The organism is Candidatus Defluviilinea proxima, assembly GCA_016721115.1.
In the GTDB taxonomy this organism is placed as follows: Bacteria; Chloroflexota; Anaerolineae; order Anaerolineales; family Villigracilaceae; genus Defluviilinea; species Defluviilinea proxima.
This window is the reverse complement of record JADKIW010000001.1, coordinates 1,124,361-1,140,866: the sequence shown is the minus strand read 5'-3', so window position 1 is coordinate 1,140,866 and position 16,506 is coordinate 1,124,361. Positions and strand designations below refer to the sequence as shown.

Annotated in this window: 18 protein-coding genes; 2 read left to right on the top strand and 16 right to left on the bottom strand. The window is 47.2% G+C overall.

Annotated elements, in window-relative coordinates; all coding sequences use genetic code 11:
* The 16 genes from IPP66_05465 to lepA form a co-directional block, all read right to left on the bottom strand.
* Positions 1–771: a 3-oxoacyl-ACP reductase FabG gene (locus IPP66_05465; GenBank protein MBK9924726.1), complete on the bottom strand. Its 771-nt coding sequence runs from the start codon at positions 769–771 to the stop codon at positions 1–3.
* A 204-nt stretch (positions 772–975) separates the two neighbouring features.
* Complete coding sequence (locus IPP66_05460) at positions 976–1,881, bottom strand: alpha/beta hydrolase (protein MBK9924725.1); 906 nt, start codon at positions 1,879–1,881, stop codon at positions 976–978.
* 49 nt (positions 1,882–1,930) lie between these two features.
* A complete protein-coding gene (locus IPP66_05455) occupies positions 1,931–2,272 on the bottom strand; it encodes a YrdB family protein (GenBank protein MBK9924724.1) in 342 nt (113 codons plus the stop codon).
* Between the two features lie 123 nt (positions 2,273–2,395).
* Positions 2,396–3,208, bottom strand: a complete 813-nt coding sequence (locus IPP66_05450; protein MBK9924723.1) for a tetratricopeptide repeat protein — start codon at positions 3,206–3,208, stop codon at positions 2,396–2,398.
* Between the two features lie 39 nt (positions 3,209–3,247).
* The gene (locus IPP66_05445) at positions 3,248–3,658 is read right to left on the bottom strand and encodes a DUF1801 domain-containing protein (GenBank protein MBK9924722.1); all 411 of its coding nucleotides are present in this window, start codon (positions 3,656–3,658) and stop codon (positions 3,248–3,250) included.
* Between the two features lie 109 nt (positions 3,659–3,767).
* Positions 3,768–4,136 (bottom strand): hypothetical protein, encoded by a 369-nt coding sequence (locus IPP66_05440; protein MBK9924721.1) that lies wholly within the window; start codon positions 4,134–4,136, stop codon positions 3,768–3,770.
* A 6-nt stretch (positions 4,137–4,142) separates the two neighbouring features.
* Complete coding sequence (locus IPP66_05435) at positions 4,143–4,658, bottom strand: hypothetical protein (protein ID MBK9924720.1); 516 nt, start codon at positions 4,656–4,658, stop codon at positions 4,143–4,145.
* 130 nt (positions 4,659–4,788) lie between these two features.
* Entirely contained in the window at positions 4,789–5,073 is a 285-nt protein-coding gene (locus IPP66_05430; protein ID MBK9924719.1) for a DUF1905 domain-containing protein, read from the bottom strand.
* 162 nt (positions 5,074–5,235) lie between these two features.
* Positions 5,236–5,511 carry a hypothetical protein gene (locus IPP66_05425; protein ID MBK9924718.1) on the bottom strand — a complete coding sequence of 92 codons (276 nt, stop codon included), beginning with the start codon at positions 5,509–5,511 and terminating at the stop codon, positions 5,236–5,238.
* Positions 5,512–5,701: 190 nt separating this feature from the next.
* Positions 5,702–5,947 carry a hypothetical protein gene (locus tag IPP66_05420; protein ID MBK9924717.1) on the bottom strand — a complete coding sequence of 82 codons (246 nt, stop codon included), beginning with the start codon at positions 5,945–5,947 and terminating at the stop codon, positions 5,702–5,704.
* A gap of 213 nt (positions 5,948–6,160) precedes the next feature.
* Positions 6,161–6,691 carry a hypothetical protein gene (locus IPP66_05415; protein MBK9924716.1) on the bottom strand — a complete coding sequence of 177 codons (531 nt, stop codon included), beginning with the start codon at positions 6,689–6,691 and terminating at the stop codon, positions 6,161–6,163.
* A 306-nt stretch (positions 6,692–6,997) separates the two neighbouring features.
* Positions 6,998–7,609 (bottom strand): DUF3267 domain-containing protein, encoded by a 612-nt coding sequence (locus tag IPP66_05410; GenBank protein MBK9924715.1) that lies wholly within the window; start codon positions 7,607–7,609, stop codon positions 6,998–7,000.
* A gap of 146 nt (positions 7,610–7,755) precedes the next feature.
* Positions 7,756–8,544, bottom strand: a complete 789-nt coding sequence (locus tag IPP66_05405) for a hypothetical protein (protein ID MBK9924714.1) — start codon at positions 8,542–8,544, stop codon at positions 7,756–7,758.
* Positions 8,545–8,711: 167 nt separating this feature from the next.
* On the bottom strand, positions 8,712–9,737 hold the full coding sequence (locus tag IPP66_05400; GenBank protein ID MBK9924713.1) for a GDP-mannose 4,6-dehydratase: 1,026 nt from the start codon (positions 9,735–9,737) through the stop codon (positions 8,712–8,714).
* 303 nt (positions 9,738–10,040) lie between these two features.
* A complete protein-coding gene (locus IPP66_05395) occupies positions 10,041–11,045 on the bottom strand; it encodes a flippase-like domain-containing protein (GenBank protein MBK9924712.1) in 1,005 nt (334 codons plus the stop codon).
* A 63-nt stretch (positions 11,046–11,108) separates the two neighbouring features.
* Positions 11,109–12,908: an elongation factor 4 gene (gene lepA / locus IPP66_05390; GenBank protein MBK9924711.1), complete on the bottom strand. Its 1,800-nt coding sequence runs from the start codon at positions 12,906–12,908 to the stop codon at positions 11,109–11,111.
* Between the two features lie 187 nt (positions 12,909–13,095).
* On the opposite strand from lepA, the gene IPP66_05385 reads away from it, so the two are divergent.
* Both IPP66_05385 and IPP66_05380 read left to right on the top strand, forming a co-directional pair.
* Complete coding sequence (locus IPP66_05385) at positions 13,096–13,632, top strand: sigma-70 family RNA polymerase sigma factor (GenBank protein ID MBK9924710.1); 537 nt, start codon at positions 13,096–13,098, stop codon at positions 13,630–13,632.
* Complete coding sequence (locus IPP66_05380) at positions 13,629–16,502, top strand: PD40 domain-containing protein (protein MBK9924709.1); 2,874 nt, start codon at positions 13,629–13,631, stop codon at positions 16,500–16,502. The genes IPP66_05385 and IPP66_05380 overlap by 4 nt, the downstream gene beginning before the upstream one ends.
* Positions 16,503–16,506: the final 4 nt, after the last annotated feature.

Here is a 16,506-nt window from a genome sequence, read left to right as displayed (position 1 = left end):
CTACTGAATCGTCCAGCCACCGTCCACCATGATCGTCTCACCGGTGATGAGCGAAGCCGCAGGTGATGCCAGGAACACAACCGGTCCCGCCACTTCTTCGGGTTTGCCGATGCGTCCAAGCGGAATCCGTTTGCGAACGGAGTCACGAAACGCAGAATCATCCAACCACTTTTTTGTTCCGGGCGTGGTGATAAACGTCGGCGCGACCGCGTTGACCGTGATGTTATACGACGCCCATTCCAATGCAAGGCACTTCGTCAAATGTGCAATGGCCGCCTTCGTCATGCAATAGACCGACTCGGTCGGCAGTGCCACGAACCCAGCTTGCGAACAAATGTTGATGATACGTCCGCGTTTCTGTTTGATCATGATCTTTCCAACAGCCTGCGAAGTGAAGAACGTCCCTTTTAGGTTCACGTTCAGCGTATCGTCAAAATCTTTTTCGTTGACTCGCTCCGCCAGGTTCGGCGCGCCGATCCCTGCATTGTTCACTAGGATGTCAATGCGCTTGAAGTGCTTGAATCCCGTTTGGACAGCCGCCGTGATCTCATCCATCTTCGAGACGTCCATCTGGACCGGCAACACTTCACGCCCAATCTTCTGGATTTGATTCACGAGTCCTTTCCCAGCCGAAACCTGTCTCAGTCCGAGGATAATATCCGCCCCTGATTCAGCCAGCGCCAACGCGCATGCTTTACCGATTCCCTTCGATGATGCGGTGACGAGTGCGACTTGTCCGTGCAATGGTAATGATTCTTTTTGTTTTGTCATCTTTTATTTCCCAGTTGAATTATAGGTTGTGTACTGATCATGCTACATCTCCTTGAACCTGCCAACTTTTTTATTTACTTGATACGTGAGCGATCCCCATCTAACTATACGCCTTATTTTGCAAATTTGCATTCACCATCCATATAGTTAAAAACCTGCCCAAACGGACAGGTTTAACAACGCTTTGCTCTTTTACCCTACCGATCACTTTGATTGAAAAATAAATCTCAACCCGCGGTTAAAGGCTTCTGGTTTGTTGCCTGCATGTCGTTCGCCTTCGATCACCCGTGATTCCATAATGAGGTCACTGTAGTTGCGTCCCTGAATGATCTGCACAAAATCCTGCACGGGTTGATTCAAATCCTCGATCCCACCAACAGAAACAAACAACCTGACGGGCAGGTCTTGATGCTGTGCAAAATATGCCTCTTCCAAGTCACGTATCACAAAGCTTCCATACGTCACAGCCGGGCTGGCAGATATGTATCCGCTGAAAAAGCTGGGGTCAGAGAACAGGGCATACAGTGTGAACAACCCGGCGTATGAACTACCCGTCAATATCCTGCGGGATGGGTCCACACGATAGTTCGATTCGATCAAAGGAGTAAGTTCATCTTTGATGAAGGACAGGAACTTGGGCGCATCACCGGAACCAGGATGATAGCCTGCCGGCACAGGCGTAAAATCCATGGCGCGCAAACCTTCGTAGTCTGGGTTTGCGCCGGAGTACGTGATCCCCACGATGATCATATCGGGTACAAATGCATCGTAATGCAGACCACCGTAAATGGAGTCGTACAATTTAAAGTCCCACTGTCCATCGAGTACATACAGCACAGGATATGTCTTCCCTTGTCTCTGTGCATAATCGGCCGGGAGCAGAATGTAAATATCGTAATCGCGACCGGTATTCTTGGATTGAATACTTCTCAATTCCGTCCCAGCGAGAGTGACAGACGGCAAGGTTGGAGTCACATTCGGGGTTGAAGTCAGAGTCAAAGCTGGGGCGGAGGATACAGTTGAAGTCGCTGTGACCAAATTTTGAGGTCCGCATGAGGCGAGGAGCAGGGATATCAGCACAAAGCTAACGAGTGTATATTTCCGAAACATGATGCCTCCGATCTGAAGTGAAGTAATCCCCTGATGCTGATTTGAAAAATTACCATTGTTTCCAAATCAGCATCAGAACTCGATTAATAATGACGATCACTGTCATGGTCAAAACCAAAACCGTATGACCAATTTGATATAAGGCCGCCGCGGCGATCAAGAACAAGAGCGACGAGAGCAAGGCCCCAGCGATCATATTCAAACGATGTGCCGAATTTGGAGCGAAGAAGTAGCCCCAAATGACAGCAGTCAACACAGGGATGCCGATCCCTAAAAGCCATTTCAACCAAACGCTTCTTTCGCCATGAAAGCCCCAATACCCAAAAGCGATCAACATGGCAAGCTCAAGAAAAAAAGCCAAAGCAGAATTGAGAAATTTCAACATTTCCATAAAAGCTTTTTAGTCCTTTATATGTGATGAATGAACCCAAACATATTATATGAGTGAATAGAAAATAATCAAAATCAAAAATGTATCCTGATAAGATGATCGTATTCCCCCGTTAAGTGAATATTACAAAGATGCTTTATGACGCGCCGCATAAAGATCAGCGCGTTCTCCATCATTGAGCGCTCGATAGATCAACTCAAGCTCTTCAAAAACATATGGATCAGGTTCCCCGGCCTCATCACATTCTTTTTCGAGTCGTAATTGGATTGCAAGTGCTTCGTTCCATTGACCGAGAGAACGAAGTGTCCACGCGATCATCCAATGGGCAATGCGAATTGTTTGCGGACTCCCGTCCCGTTCATGTGATGCAAGCGCCAGCTTGAATTCTTCAAGCGCTTCATCATACCTGCCAAGAAGATGCAGTGCATATCCCATGTTGTTGTGAAGGGAGCCTTCCCATTTTTTTGCTTCAGGCTGTGACGATGACTGCATGAGCTCAATCGCTTTGCGATTCCACTTCACCTGTTCTTCGGGTGCAGTATCTACAACGGTCATCATGTGTAGCGCATCAATGGCCAGACCGTCGAGTTTTGCAGTTTGCGCGAGTTCGAAAGCATGCATGTAAGCGGAGCGCGCCGATTCCTTCGCTTCGTTGGTCTGTGATTCTGGAGGATGGGTAGCTGAGGCGAAGGTCCGCCCGAGTTCGAGGAAATAACGAACTTTCGCCTCAGCACTGGCATTCTGAATTTGCGGCTCGATCTCGGCTAGGACCTGTTGGGCACGAGAAAAATCGCGGCGGATTCCATAGGTCCGCGCGATCTGTGTTTGAAGGATCAGGGCATCTTCGGCAGAGGCAGTAGCGAGCGCAGAGCGGAAGCGTTGTTCGCTCAGCTCAGGATTGCCGAAATCCCAAAGTTTTGAAACATCGATCGTCATAAACTGTTTTCCAAGTTTGGTTACCGGCGCGACACAGGTTTATTTTTGAGCCACTGTCTTCACAGAGCGCTGGATCAACTCTTTCAAGACTTTGGTGTCTACATCTTTCAATGTCTTGATATACAAACATCCGCCGCCTGTTTTATGTTTACCTAGTTTTTCAAAAAGATCGGCGTAGGTATCCAAACTGCCCGGTATGTATAAGGTTAAGTTTTGTTTGCGAGGGGAGAAGCCGATCACCATCCAATCCAATTCGCGGCCGCTTGCATATTTGAGGTGAGTGGTGCCGAATCCAATAATGCTGGGACCCCACATCTTTGGTTCTTCCTTGGTCGCCTGTTTCATGATCTTGGCGATCTCGAGACAGTCTTTTCTTGTTTCTTCGCTCGGGAGGCGGCCTAGGAAGTCATCCACACTTGCTTCGGTCTTTTTAGTCTTTAGCTCAGCCATGGTTATCTCCTTTTCGGTTAGTATGAAACAAGAGATATTTTAGCATATTTGTTCTAATTCAACATCTCCCCCCTTGATAAGGAGATCAAAACGATGCTTTGTCTGCAGTTCAGCTCACCAACCACTGAATAGCCGATTCCCTCTCATTGAAAATACGGAAGTCAAAGCCACGATTGCGGCAGACCGTTTCAAAAAAATCAAAGTACGCTTTATGAGCTGGCAACACGGCTTCGGCTATCCTGACTTTGGAAGGAATACCAACTTCACGTAATTCCTGCGGACGATAATATATTTTAACTACGGCGCCTGTGACCGAATGAATTGCACTGTGATCGATCAGACATCGCTCTGCGTTATATTCAGCCATCGTTTCCGCGATGCTTTTAGCCATCTTGAGGGAATCTGTCTCATCCGCGACACCTTGTGTTTGTATAACTACGATCTGCTGGTCTGACAAAAAGGATACGGTCCATTCCATACCTGCTTACCTGGGTATCCCACCCCACCACTTGGACAGACCTTTTTGGGCAGGCGGATTCACCTTGTCGATCGCTTTATTTAATTCATCGCAAAACTTCTGCGCAATGGATGACGACTCCATCGCTATGACCCCTCGCATCATGCCTTTAGAACCTTCAATGTGCCCTGAAATTTCCAATCCATATTCTTTCGCGAGCAGGGAAATATATATTCTCACTGCAATTTGTTTCAGGTCAGCGGAAGACAACTGAACACCAGATTTATCTCCGCTTCGTACCCAAATCAGCCAATCGGGCGTAAAAAGCACCCCCATGTAGATCGTTGTATCCATTCCATCATTCATCCAGGAAATCAACTTGTTAGTAGCTTTTTTTCTGGATGTAGTTTCGTAGCATAGAATGGGAGTTGCTTCCAGATCGCCCAGTTTATTTTCCTGAAAATAATTTCGAACCGCCAGGAATAACTCGGGGCGTAATTGATTTACAGTACATTCTCTTGTAGTGCGGTTGTATTGGCTCATATTTTGTTCTTTCCGATTGTTATAGGTATCTGTATAACATTTTAGTTTTACTTCCAGTGAGGTCAAGGTCCATCTTTTACAAGCGGACGTATCACTTCTGAATGCACTTCATTCGGAATTCATAGGTCGGTCAATGAATTTCGATCCATACGGTCACTTTGTTACCCACTTCAAGATCTTCTGCTTTTCGAACACTTGCTTTTATAGGGACAATGTAGCGGTCATTTTTAGGGAACATGGAAGTTTTCCAGTTGGTTTTGCCGATCCGAGCATCCACCGGGATCATCCCCCATCCATACGTCACCAGACGCAATATGGCTTTCAATTCGCGGCTTTGCTTCGCTGGAACAGTGACAAAGTACCACGGAGCAGGGCCACGCCAATACCAAATTTTGCCACTAAACTCGATGTCCATTATTACAGTATATCAAAACCCCAACAGTTTACATTATCTCGTCAAGTGGCCTTGTGATACAGAGACGTATCTATAAAATGCAGATGTTCCAACGTCAGGCGCAAATGATATTAACTGGCTCTGTACTTTAGGATGTGGAAAATATAAGGAGCGGGGACTTATCTATTTCATGTTCATCATGCAATAGTGACGTACCATCCAAACGGCGTGTTCCGTCAGCCACGGATATTTCTCACGGACATATATCTCGACAGCCTTCAATCCAGCATCCATATTGAATCCGTTTTCGAAAAATTCGGGACGATCACAGGCATCGTAGCAAATATATCTGGCCTTCTCTATGATGTCATCAGAAAATTCGGAAGTTTTCTTATAAAACGAATCGAGATCTATGAGAGCTCTGTTGATCTCTTCATAGTCCGTTTCTGTGATCTCCATTGAATGCCCTTTCTATTTGTAAAAACTCAGATAACAATGGCTGTATTCATGGTCCGCGGATTGGAAAACACGATCGTAGATTTTATATTAGGAATATTGGATGCGTTGTTTTACGGGAAGAAATAATTACGCCAGCCCGTGAATGGACTCTGCCTGGGAATAGGGGGAACCCGAATCCTGCCAATCCACGCTACCTAAGCTCAATCGCCTTAATAAAACCTAACCCACTTATGACAGCCAATATGCCGCCAATCCATCTATAAGTGTTGATATATTCCTGCAGGACGATGACAAATTGTGCTGTATCCATACTTCCGCCCTGTGATTGAAGGTAGCCATTTGCAGCTTCATGCCCCCAACTAACGCTATTAAGGATTAGCAACAAGCCAACAACAAACAACACCAGCGAAGTAATCACAAACAGAGACTTATTCATAGTAAACCTCCATATCTAACATATTGAAGATCAGACACATAGCAGAAATTTATCGATGGCAGCCCAACAGTTTGCGGGCGTGGACTCTGCTTGGGAGCAGAAAAAACTCAATGCCTTTTTCATGGCATCAGGCTTTCTCCATCCATTTTCTACCCTAGCCCTCGCGAAGCACCCCTTTGGGGTTGACACTGCTATTCATCGGTGGGCGCTTCTTTAGGATTCATAGGCTTTAACTTTAGTGTTTTTGTGTCTCATCCATGCAGCTGATAATGGTTTCACTTCAATTTGACGCTCGTTGATTATTTCTTCAAGAAATTTCAGAAATGCTGCTTTTCCTTTTCCAAGCATTGCTAATTGCACTGGGAAGCACTTTTCGTTGCCTAGAAATGCAACTGTGCTACCAAAGTCCCAATCGGTTTCATTCAACCCATCCAGTTCCAGTATGCTTGCAATGTCGGTTTCGATTGTCTGTACTTCATCCCAATCAATTGTGTATTTTGTGTAGAGTATAGTTGCTCTAATGGATTTTCTACTGACCTGAATAGTCGAAAAGGACAAAAGGACCCCGAACACTTGCAATAAACTACAACCAATAAAGGCTATGATGTAGCCGATTCCTTCATTGTTCAATTTGGACAGAAATGCCATCCACAGAAAAAACAGAATTCCAAAAATACTTATCCATCTCACTGCCTGATTTACAGGCAGTTTTAGCTCGACATCAGCGAATTCACCATCTTTCATAAACAATCCAACTGGTTGATTTTTACAAATTCAGCGCCCAACGGTTTGCGGACTCGTACCGCTGGCCCGTGCTTGGACTCTGCTTGAGCACAGAAAAACCCAATGCCTTTTGCATGGCATCAGGCTTTCTCCATCCATTTTCCATCCTAGCCTCGCGAAGCACCCCTTTGGGGTTGACACTGCTGTTCATCGGTGGGCGTTTTGTTGAGCAGACTCGCTGGCTAAGAAAGACGCCACTGCTAACACGATCAGATTTTACACATAACTTAACTGTTGGTAATGACCAAAAGCTAATCCTAATCATATTCAGGACTTCGGTAAAAACAATCGTATTCCTTCTCGTTCATCTATAACATAGGCTGTGTTTGCATAACGCAGGACGATCCCTGTTATCCACATATCTCCCACGGCTCCACTCGCATTGATGGTTCCACATATTCCTAACAAGACAACCCATAACGTTCCCTGTAATAACCACATTCCCAGAACGACCAGGATGCTTATGGAAATTAGCGGCGCAAGCGCGATGACTACGTAGTTGTTTCGATGATAAGCATACTCGGGAGAAGTGGCATAAAACATCAACCCTTTCCAGATAATGCCATACCTTGGCTTTGCGCCAAATATCTGCATTGCCATACCGTGTGTTAATTCATGTAATACCAATGTCAGCAGACACCCAGCGATAACCAGACTGATTTTGCCGAAACCGAAACTGAAATGGCTTTCCAACGGCAACTTTCCCAGACTGCTGGCTATACTGGAAAAAATTAAGCCAAAAATGACAAAGAGGAATAAGCCAGCTATATTTAGAGAAATAGCGCGGATAGGTTTTTCTGTCACTTTCCAAGACAGGACTTCTTGATAACCATTGGGTAATGCCCCTGCTACAAGAATAGCATTATTTATTTTTGCCATATATTTCCTTGATGTTTCAAACGCCCAACGGTTTGCGTTACCCGCGCTGGGGCGGGCGGTGGAGCGCCGTCCGACTGGAAAAATGCTGAGGCATAGAAAAATGCTTGAAAATGCCGCCGAATCCCCGCCATCCGCTGCACGCATTGTTAGCCGCTATTTATGAATTCCTTCCAATTGTCCTGTGCAAACATAGCAAAACGCAACAAGAGAGCCAACGACGTATAAGCTTCGTTGTCAGAAATATCAGATGACTTACCGTGTGCTGCCTCGTCGCGCCAGTACTTGAGCAAACCTAAATAACCGTGAAATTCATTGCGAATATTCTCTTTAACCTGACCAACAACAATATTCTCAATCTTGCTACGGCCACGAGCACTAGAGTATTCTATGATAACTTTCTGTTCATCATCCTTTTTCTCGATGGCCAATGCAAGAAGAATGGATTCTGTAGCTGCTCCGCACATAACGCAGCAAGCTAAATAAGCATGTGCTCCATAACACCGTATCGCTTCCTGCGCTCTTTCATAAAAGCCTGGACCAAACCTTTGCTTATACGGAGCAAGCATTTCAGCAAAGCGACCTGGCTCAGTAGGAATGAAGGCATCTCTATTACCTTCATCAATCCATTGTTTTCCAAACGGCGTAATTGAGTAACCGTTTCCGCTGCTTCCATCAACAGTTGCCTGTTCGCCCATTATTTTCACGCCAGGTCGGATAATCCCTCTGCGACAAAGTTCCCAAGCGGCTGCGTAAAAGTATGGCGACAGCTCGCGTTTTCGAATTTGTCCCTCTCGTTCTGCATCAATACCTTCTTTAGCCAGCAGTGATCTGATCACATTTGGAAGATAAACATCATATCCATAATTGGAGTATTCGGTTTTTGCGCCATCTTTTACCCATTGGATAATTATTTTTTCCACATCTTCAATGTTCATAATCTTTCCTTTGAAAGCGCCCAGCTATGTATTCCACAGAAACTTTCCGTATAATACCCTTGTACGAGGGCTTACGCGTACACTTTCTGTGGAATATCCTAATTTGGGGTATTATGCGGAATTGTTCTGTATAAATACCTATGCACAGCATTATACGACCATCAACCCTAAAACAACTCCCGATTCTCTTTCACCCAATTGAATAACAACTCAATTCCCTGCTTCACACCGATCTTCGGTTTCCAGCCTAATTCCTGTTCAGCTTTGCGGATATCGGCGTAGAACACGCGCTGGTCGCCGGGACGCCAATCGCCGTGCGCGGTCTCGATCTTTTTACCGAGCAACTTCTCCAATATCGGACCAAACTCCGCCCATACCGCCATCACGTTCTCCGCGCCGCCGCCCATGTTGTAGACCTTGCCCGCGGCAACATCGATCTTCTCCACCGCCGCATCGTAGGCGTTCAACAGATCGTCCACGTTCAACACATCGCGCACCTGTTTGCCATCGCCAAAGATCGTGATGGGACGTCCCGTCACTGCCGCGATGACGAACCACGCCACCCAGCCCTGATCCTCGATGCCGAACTGGCGCGGCCCATAAATGCACGACTGACGAAAGACGACGGACCGTAGACCGTAGATGCGTGCATAATCGCGCACGTATTGATCGCCCGTACCTTTACTGCATCCATATGGCGAATGGAAATCGAGCGGCTGCGTTTCGGGACAGCCGTGCGTCAAATCCTTGTAGCGCCAACGCGTGGCTTCTTCGAACAACTCCACATCCTCCATACCTCCGTACACTTTGTTCGTAGATGCATAAACGAAAATGGGATTTCGTCCTGAAAGACGCGCGGCTTCGAGCGCATTGAACGTCCCCAAGGCGTTCGCTTCGAAATCATTGCGTGGGTCTGTTACGGATGTCGTCACTGCGACCTGCCCCGCCAAATGAACGATGATATCGGCGTCCCAAGCCGCCTCCCGCAAATCTTCAGCGCTTCGCACATCTCCAACGATGAGCCCGAATGCGTCGTCCCCGAACTTTTCTTTCAACCAGGCCACATTGCGCGGAGCACCCGCCCGGGACAAGTTGTCAAAGATGGTCACATGCTCATTCCGCTGGATCAGTCTGTGGACGTAGTTCGAGCCGATAAATCCCGCCCCCCCGGTGACAAGGTAGTTTCGAGTCATTGGTTTCTCCTATGATTCATATGGGTTACTTTGTCATTTCGACGAGTACAACAAAGACATTGTTCCCGCAAATGAAATGACAACTGCAAAATTTTTCAGGTACTCTGTAAGAGAGACTGTTTCAAGCTGAAAAATACCGCCATGCAAAAAGCATGGCGGTAAGTATAGCAAGAACGGTCGAGTTGATAAATAGGGATGTATGCGGACGAACGGCACGTAAAACAGAAACATGGATTACAAAATCGCTCTCGCCGCCGTCCTCGGCGCCGAGGACGGCGGCGAGAGCAGAATATCGGATAGATATTACTTGGCAGGCTCTTCCTGTTGCTTGACCCGCAAATTCTTGAGTTGCTCGTACACGCCCGAAAGCGTCTGTCCTTCGCGTGCAAGACCGATGCCGCCGATCACTGTGCTATTGATATAGTTATATAAACGAACGCTCAAGGCGGTTGCGAATGAAACAGACTGATTGCCCGTCAAGATAATTAACGCACCACCAAAGGCACCTTCCAGCGTGCCTACTCCGCCGGGCAGGGCAGGGATCGCATTTCCCAATGCCGCCGCTCCCAAACCAAACATTGCCCACACAAGGGTCGCATCAGGGAAGAAAGCGCGTATGATGAAATAATAAGAGACCACGGCAAGAGCATAGTTGAGAGCCATCCAAAAGATAAAGCGCAGGAAGAGCCAGCCATCAGTAAGCACGCTCAAACCGGCAAAGAACGATTCAAGGAAATTTCCTCCAACACGCTGTAAGACTGGCCAACGTGCGCTGAGTTTGTGAAAGATATCCAACGCCCATTTGTTGCTACGGGCAAGAATGTACATGAGCACAAGCCCGATCACAACTACAACGCCAACGATTATCCCAGCGCGTTCGGCCCCTTCTGCTTTTACAACGTACGGCAAGGAGGCAAGCAAAACAACGGCGGTAAAGCCTAAATCCACTACACGCTCGATGACGATGGTGGGCAATATCTCCAGAAATTTCAAATCAGATTTACGGCTGAGGAGAAAGGCACGCCCGATCTCACCAAGGCGAAACGGCAGGAAGTTATTCAAAAAATACCCTTCACCAACCGTCCAGAAGACTGCGCTATAAGATGCACGATTACGAAGCAGTTCGCGCCAAACCTGTGCGCGGATGGCAATCCATATAAAGCCCAAGGCGAATGCGATTCCCAACATAACATAATTTGCATTGCGGATGGCATTGACCATTTTGCCGAAGTCGACGAAATATAAAAAGACGCCGATAAAAATAACACTGATAAGCGTGCCGGGAAGCCAACGTTTCCAATCTTTCATAATGATTCCTCTTTTATTTGTAGGGAAGGGCGGCTGCCCTTCCCTACAAATAAATATAAAAAATTATTCATCATCCAATTTCAAGACCGCCATGAATGCTTCCTGCGGGATCTCGACATTGCCAACCATCTTCAAACGTTTCTTGCCCTTCTTTTGTTTCTCGAGCAATTTCTTTTTACGCGTGATATCGCCGCCATAACATTTCGCCAACACATCTTTGCGTGTGGCTTTGACGTTTGCACGTGAGATGATTCGTCCGCCCGCCGCGGCTTGGACAGCCACATCATATAGTTGACGTGGGATCAAGTCCTTCAGCTTCGTGATGAGACGTTGTCCCTTATGGAACGCGTCTTTCTTGTGGACGATTGTTGCCAGCGCATCGACCGGTTCGCCATTGACGAGGATCTCGAGCTTCTGCAATTCGTCCACGCGGTATTCGAGGAATTGATAATCGAGCGAGGCATAGCCTTTGGTGCGCGATTTCAGATCATCGAAAAAGTCAACGATAATTTCAGACAGCGGAATTTCAAAATCAAGTTGCACACGGTGTGGAGCAGGGTATTCCTGTTTCTTGAAAATACCGCGCCGCTTGGTGACGATCTCCATAATGGGACCGTAATAATCGGTAGGCGTGATAATCTCGATCGTCATCCATGGTTCGCGCACTTCAACGATCTTCGATTCATCGGGTAACTCTGCAGGGGAGTCCACAGGGATGACTTCATCGTTGATCATCAGCACTTGATATTCCACAGAAGGAGCAGTGAACAACACGTCGAGGTTATATTCGCGCTCGATGCGTTCCTGAATGATCTCCATGTGGAAGAGACCGAGGAAACCCGCGCGGAACCCAAAACCCAACGCTTGTGATGTTTCGGGTTGGAACGTCAATGATGCATCGTTGAGTTGCAGTTTATCGAGCGACTCGCGCAGCGTGGAATAATCGTCAGCTTCAACGGGATAGATACCAGCGAAGACCATAGGCTTGGGGTGGAAGTACCCAGGCAGAGGGTCCGAGGCGGGAGCCGATGCGCTTGTGATCGTATCGCCCACGCGGCACTCATGCACGGTCTTGAATCCTGTTGCGATGTAGCCCACTTCCCCTGATCCTAATGCCTGCACGGGTTTCATGCCGGGCGCGAAGATGCCGATCTCAACGGGACGCATGTCCACTTTGGTGGCGAACATGCGCAAAATATCGGTGGATTTGAGCGAGCCTTCAACCACACGGACGTAGGCGATAACGCCTTTGTACGAGTCGTAATGCGAGTCGAAGATGAGCGCGCGCAAAGGGACACTGTCTGCATCTTGAGGCGGCGGGACGCGCGTGACAATGGCTTCGAGAATCGCCTCGATATTGATGCCCGCCTTGGCAGAGACTTGGATCACTTCGGTGGGGTCAATGCCCAGCAACGCGCCAATATCTTCAGCTACTTCATCGGGCTTGGCGGAGGGCAGGTCGATCTTGTTGATGACGGGGATGATCGTGAGGTCGGCATCAAGCGCTTGATAAAGGTTCGCGAGCGTCTGCGCTTCGATACCCTGCGTAGCATCCACCACAAGGACAGCGCCTTCACACGCCTTGAGCGCGCGGCTGACTTCGTAACCGAAGTCCACGTGTCCCGGTGTGTCGATCAGGTTGATCTCGTATTTTTGATTGTCTTTGGCGGTGTAATACATGCGCACCGCAGATGCCTTGATCGTGACACCTTTTTCGCGTTCAAGGTCCATCGTGTCAAGCATCTGCGCAGACATGTCGCGCTCAGAGATCGTGCCTGTCAGTTGCAACAAGCGGTCAGCGAGCGTGGATTTGCCATGGTCTACATGGGCGATAATACAGAAGTTACGGATATGGTCTGTCATAGTTGCGTGCGGAAGTATAACCGAGATTTTCAACGTTGAAACGTTCGAACGTTCACACGTTTAAACGTTATTCATTCTTTACTCTCTCGCAAAATATAGCTTTAAACACCTAGAATCCAACATTTTGGGGCAAATGGGCGTGAAGGTTTTCAACCCGAGTCATGTCTAATCTTGTAGAATGACCGTCATGGACAGCCAATGGCTTGCGCAATGTCGGGAGGGAGATTCTCTGGCTATCGAACGCTTGGTACAAACACATCAACAGGATGTGTACCGGCTGGCGCTCTCCATCCTCGACGACCCCGATGAAGCTGACGACGTAACACAGGAGGTCTTCCTGGCTGCGTTACGTTCGCTTGATTCATTTCGCGGCGATTCATCGCTCAAGACCTGGCTGTTCAGCATCACCATCAACGTAAGCCGTTCCCGCTACCAACGCAATAATAGCCGCGCGCGGCTACAGCAGATGTTGCAAAGTGTCTTCCGCAGTGACCAGCCCCGCCCTGAAGCTGAAGCGGTCCAACACGAGGCAGACTCTGCACTCTGGCACGCGGTCCACGCGCTGGATGAGAAACACCGCATCCCTGTCATCCTGCGCTACTATCACGACCTGCCAGTGAACGAAATTGCCCAAATGCTCGGCATCCCCGTGGGAACGGTGCACTCCCGCCTGAATCATGCGCGCAGACGATTGCATGCGTGGTTGAAGGAGGAACAATCATGAATGGACTTTCGCACAAACAAGCCAGACGTTATATACATGCGAACCTGGATGGATTACTTAACGATGCCCAGCGCCTCGCCCTCGAAACGCATCTTGCCGGATGTGAAGCCTGTCGCATCGAATCTGAATCCTTCTCCACGCTGACAACGCGCCTGCAAAGCGAATTTCATGAACGCTGGGATGCACAAGACGGTCCTTCTCAAAACGTGATTACAAATGTCCAATCACAAACACGGAGGATCGCAATGTCGAACAAAGTCAGTTTTGGGTTAAGAGCGCTGGCAGGAATTGCCGCATTGATCGTATTGGGATTTGGAATGAATATCTTGATCTCACAATTACGGAATTTTTCCGTTGCGTCAAACTCGACAGCCATCCCTGATAACAATATGCCCGTCAATTCCGAAAACGCAAATAAACGTCTGCTTGCATTCACAAAGATGGAAAATGGGAACACCGAGATCTACACAATTCACGCTGACGGAAGTGGTTTAACCAATATCACGAACAATCCAGCTTATGATAGCAAACCATTCTGGTCGCCAGACGGAAAGCACATTGCATTTGAAAGTAACCGCTCAGGACTTCCGCAGGTGTATGTAATGGATGCCAACGGTTCCAACATCACTCAGATCACCGATGACGAAGATGCTTATTCACTGCCCATGAATGTTAATGATGGTGGGTCCAATCCATGGTCACCCGATGGAAGTAAATTATTATTTCTGCAACAAAATCCAAGCGACGGCACATGGACACTCAGTTCAATAAGCATCACCGGGAAAAACAAGAGATCGATTGCCACAGGCAAGATCCAGCTCAACGGTATTTCATGGTCACCGGACGGGAGTCATATCGGGTTTATTCTCAACGGTTCACAAAGCACAAATGAAAACGATTTTGTGCCTGAAATCTATGTTGCCAACACAGATGGAAGCGTTCCATGGAGGGCGACAGAATTCCTTAAACAAAACGAGCAGTTTTCCGACAACGGTTTTACCTGGTCACCCGATGGACAGGCCATAATCTTTGAAGCTTTTTGGCAGACAACAAACCCTGAATGGGCCATTTATGAAGCCAGCATGGACAATCGCTCAATCAACAAGAAATATTCAACAAACTCCCTTTTGAATGAATGGCATGATGGCATTGCTGTTATCACTGCTTCGGGTGGGGTTTTCAACTGGTTGAACATGGACAAAATCAGCGGCACTTTAAATCCATACCAGAATTGCAAACAGGCCGATACAACTCGCTCTGGCTCCTTTATACAACCATCACCGGGAGGCAATTGGGTGACCGCGTCCTATTGTGCCAACAGAGACCTTTGGTTTTATTGGGCAAATGCAAATGGAACAGAGACCAAGCAACTTCTTAATTCACCTATATTTGCAAAGGAGAATGTACTCAGCGAAATTACATGGTCACCGGATGATAAATTTATTGCAGTCACTATGCAATCATCCAACTTCAACGACTTATATATTCTAAATCTTGAAAAATCACTCAGCGACTCAAGTATTCAACCTTTGAAAATTGAGACGGTTTATTTTGATGGCCCCTCCTGGCAGCCAGTGATTCCCGAGGAAATTGTTGTTGAAGAAACAACACAAACACCGCTTTATGACGGCCTTATAGCATTTACATCATCCGCAAAGAATGGAAATTTAGATATTTTCACAATGCATGCTGATGGCAGTGGGCTAACCAATATCACCGACAACCCCGCACAGGATGTTTCCCCATCTTGGTCACCGGATGGCAAACGAATCGCTTTTGAAAGCGACCGTAACGGTTTCCGGCAGATATTCCTAATGGATGTGGATGGTACTGATCTTGTCCTGCTAAATGAGAATAAAGATAAAGCCGATCAATGGATTGGTGAACCATATGACTTGGGCCTGAATATTTGGTCGCCAGATGGAAACAAACTGATCTTTTACGAAGTAGCTCCGGGCGATGAGGATGGAATGCTGTATGTGATAGATGCCGATGGAGAAAACAAGAAACCGCTCGTCTATAAAAAGGGCAAGTATGCATCCCCATCCTGGTCACCTGACGGAAAACATATTGCTTTTATCACCATTGAAAATAATATGGCTCGCATCTATATCACTGACGCAAATGGGAGTACTCTCACAAACGTTACAAAGGCACTGCCTTCCGATGAGACCCTCTATCCACGTAGGTATTCCTGGTCTCGAGACGGTCAATCCATTTCGTTTGTCGCTTCCAATTGGGATTATCTGCTGGGTAGAGGGTATGGAACCACTTCAAATTATAAGTGGACAGCTTATGAAGCCAACCTGAACGACAATTCCCTCATTGTCAATGCTTCAGCAAATTCGCAAATGGGAGGCTATTGGGATGGAACCTATTTCCTTTCAGGCTCTGCAGTAATCTCCTCATCGCCTGAATATAAATGGGTGCGTTCAGACGGCACATCCACAACGATAAATCCCATTGAAAAATGTGAAAGAGTTGTAGATGACAATACCGGCGACTATGTTACAGGTTACTCTTCTTTCAAACAATCATACAACGGGAATGTAGTGATTGGTGCTTATTGTCCCAATGGCGACAAGTGGCTATTCCTAGCGAACTCGAAAGGGAGGATCATACCGTTATTGAATTCACCGATTCATATTCAAAGTGCCCCTAAAAATGCCATGAACTTATGGGCACCGCCAGATTTCGTCTGGTCATCCAATGATGAATACATTGCATTTAACCTGTTTTCAGCCGGCAAGACAGATATGTACATAGTGAATGTGAAAGATGCCCAGAAAAACCCTTCACATCAACCTTTTCACATGACCATAGGTAATGTCTCTCTGCATTACAGTCCAATCTGGCAACCAGTACCATGACAAC

Coding starts and splice junctions, on each gene's coding strand:
- IPP66_05465 (MBK9924726.1), bottom strand. CDS start 771: ATGACAAAACAAAAAGAATCATTACCATTGCACGGACAAGTCGCACTC.
- IPP66_05460 (MBK9924725.1), bottom strand. CDS start 1,881: ATGTTTCGGAAATATACACTCGTTAGCTTTGTGCTGATATCCCTGCTC.
- IPP66_05455 (MBK9924724.1), bottom strand. CDS start 2,272: ATGGAAATGTTGAAATTTCTCAATTCTGCTTTGGCTTTTTTTCTTGAG.
- IPP66_05450 (MBK9924723.1), bottom strand. CDS start 3,208: ATGACGATCGATGTTTCAAAACTTTGGGATTTCGGCAATCCTGAGCTG.
- IPP66_05445 (MBK9924722.1), bottom strand. CDS start 3,658: ATGGCTGAGCTAAAGACTAAAAAGACCGAAGCAAGTGTGGATGACTTC.
- IPP66_05440 (MBK9924721.1), bottom strand. CDS start 4,136: ATGGAATGGACCGTATCCTTTTTGTCAGACCAGCAGATCGTAGTTATA.
- IPP66_05435 (MBK9924720.1), bottom strand. CDS start 4,658: ATGAGCCAATACAACCGCACTACAAGAGAATGTACTGTAAATCAATTA.
- IPP66_05430 (MBK9924719.1), bottom strand. CDS start 5,073: ATGGACATCGAGTTTAGTGGCAAAATTTGGTATTGGCGTGGCCCTGCT.
- IPP66_05425 (MBK9924718.1), bottom strand. CDS start 5,511: ATGGAGATCACAGAAACGGACTATGAAGAGATCAACAGAGCTCTCATA.
- IPP66_05420 (MBK9924717.1), bottom strand. CDS start 5,947: ATGAATAAGTCTCTGTTTGTGATTACTTCGCTGGTGTTGTTTGTTGTT.
- IPP66_05415 (MBK9924716.1), bottom strand. CDS start 6,691: ATGAAAGATGGTGAATTCGCTGATGTCGAGCTAAAACTGCCTGTAAAT.
- IPP66_05410 (MBK9924715.1), bottom strand. CDS start 7,609: ATGGCAAAAATAAATAATGCTATTCTTGTAGCAGGGGCATTACCCAAT.
- IPP66_05405 (MBK9924714.1), bottom strand. CDS start 8,544: ATGAACATTGAAGATGTGGAAAAAATAATTATCCAATGGGTAAAAGAT.
- IPP66_05400 (MBK9924713.1), bottom strand. CDS start 9,737: ATGACTCGAAACTACCTTGTCACCGGGGGGGCGGGATTTATCGGCTCG.
- IPP66_05395 (MBK9924712.1), bottom strand. CDS start 11,045: ATGAAAGATTGGAAACGTTGGCTTCCCGGCACGCTTATCAGTGTTATT.
- lepA (MBK9924711.1), bottom strand. CDS start 12,908: ATGACAGACCATATCCGTAACTTCTGTATTATCGCCCATGTAGACCAT.
- IPP66_05385 (MBK9924710.1), top strand. CDS start 13,096: ATGGACAGCCAATGGCTTGCGCAATGTCGGGAGGGAGATTCTCTGGCT.
- IPP66_05380 (MBK9924709.1), top strand. CDS start 13,629: ATGAATGGACTTTCGCACAAACAAGCCAGACGTTATATACATGCGAAC.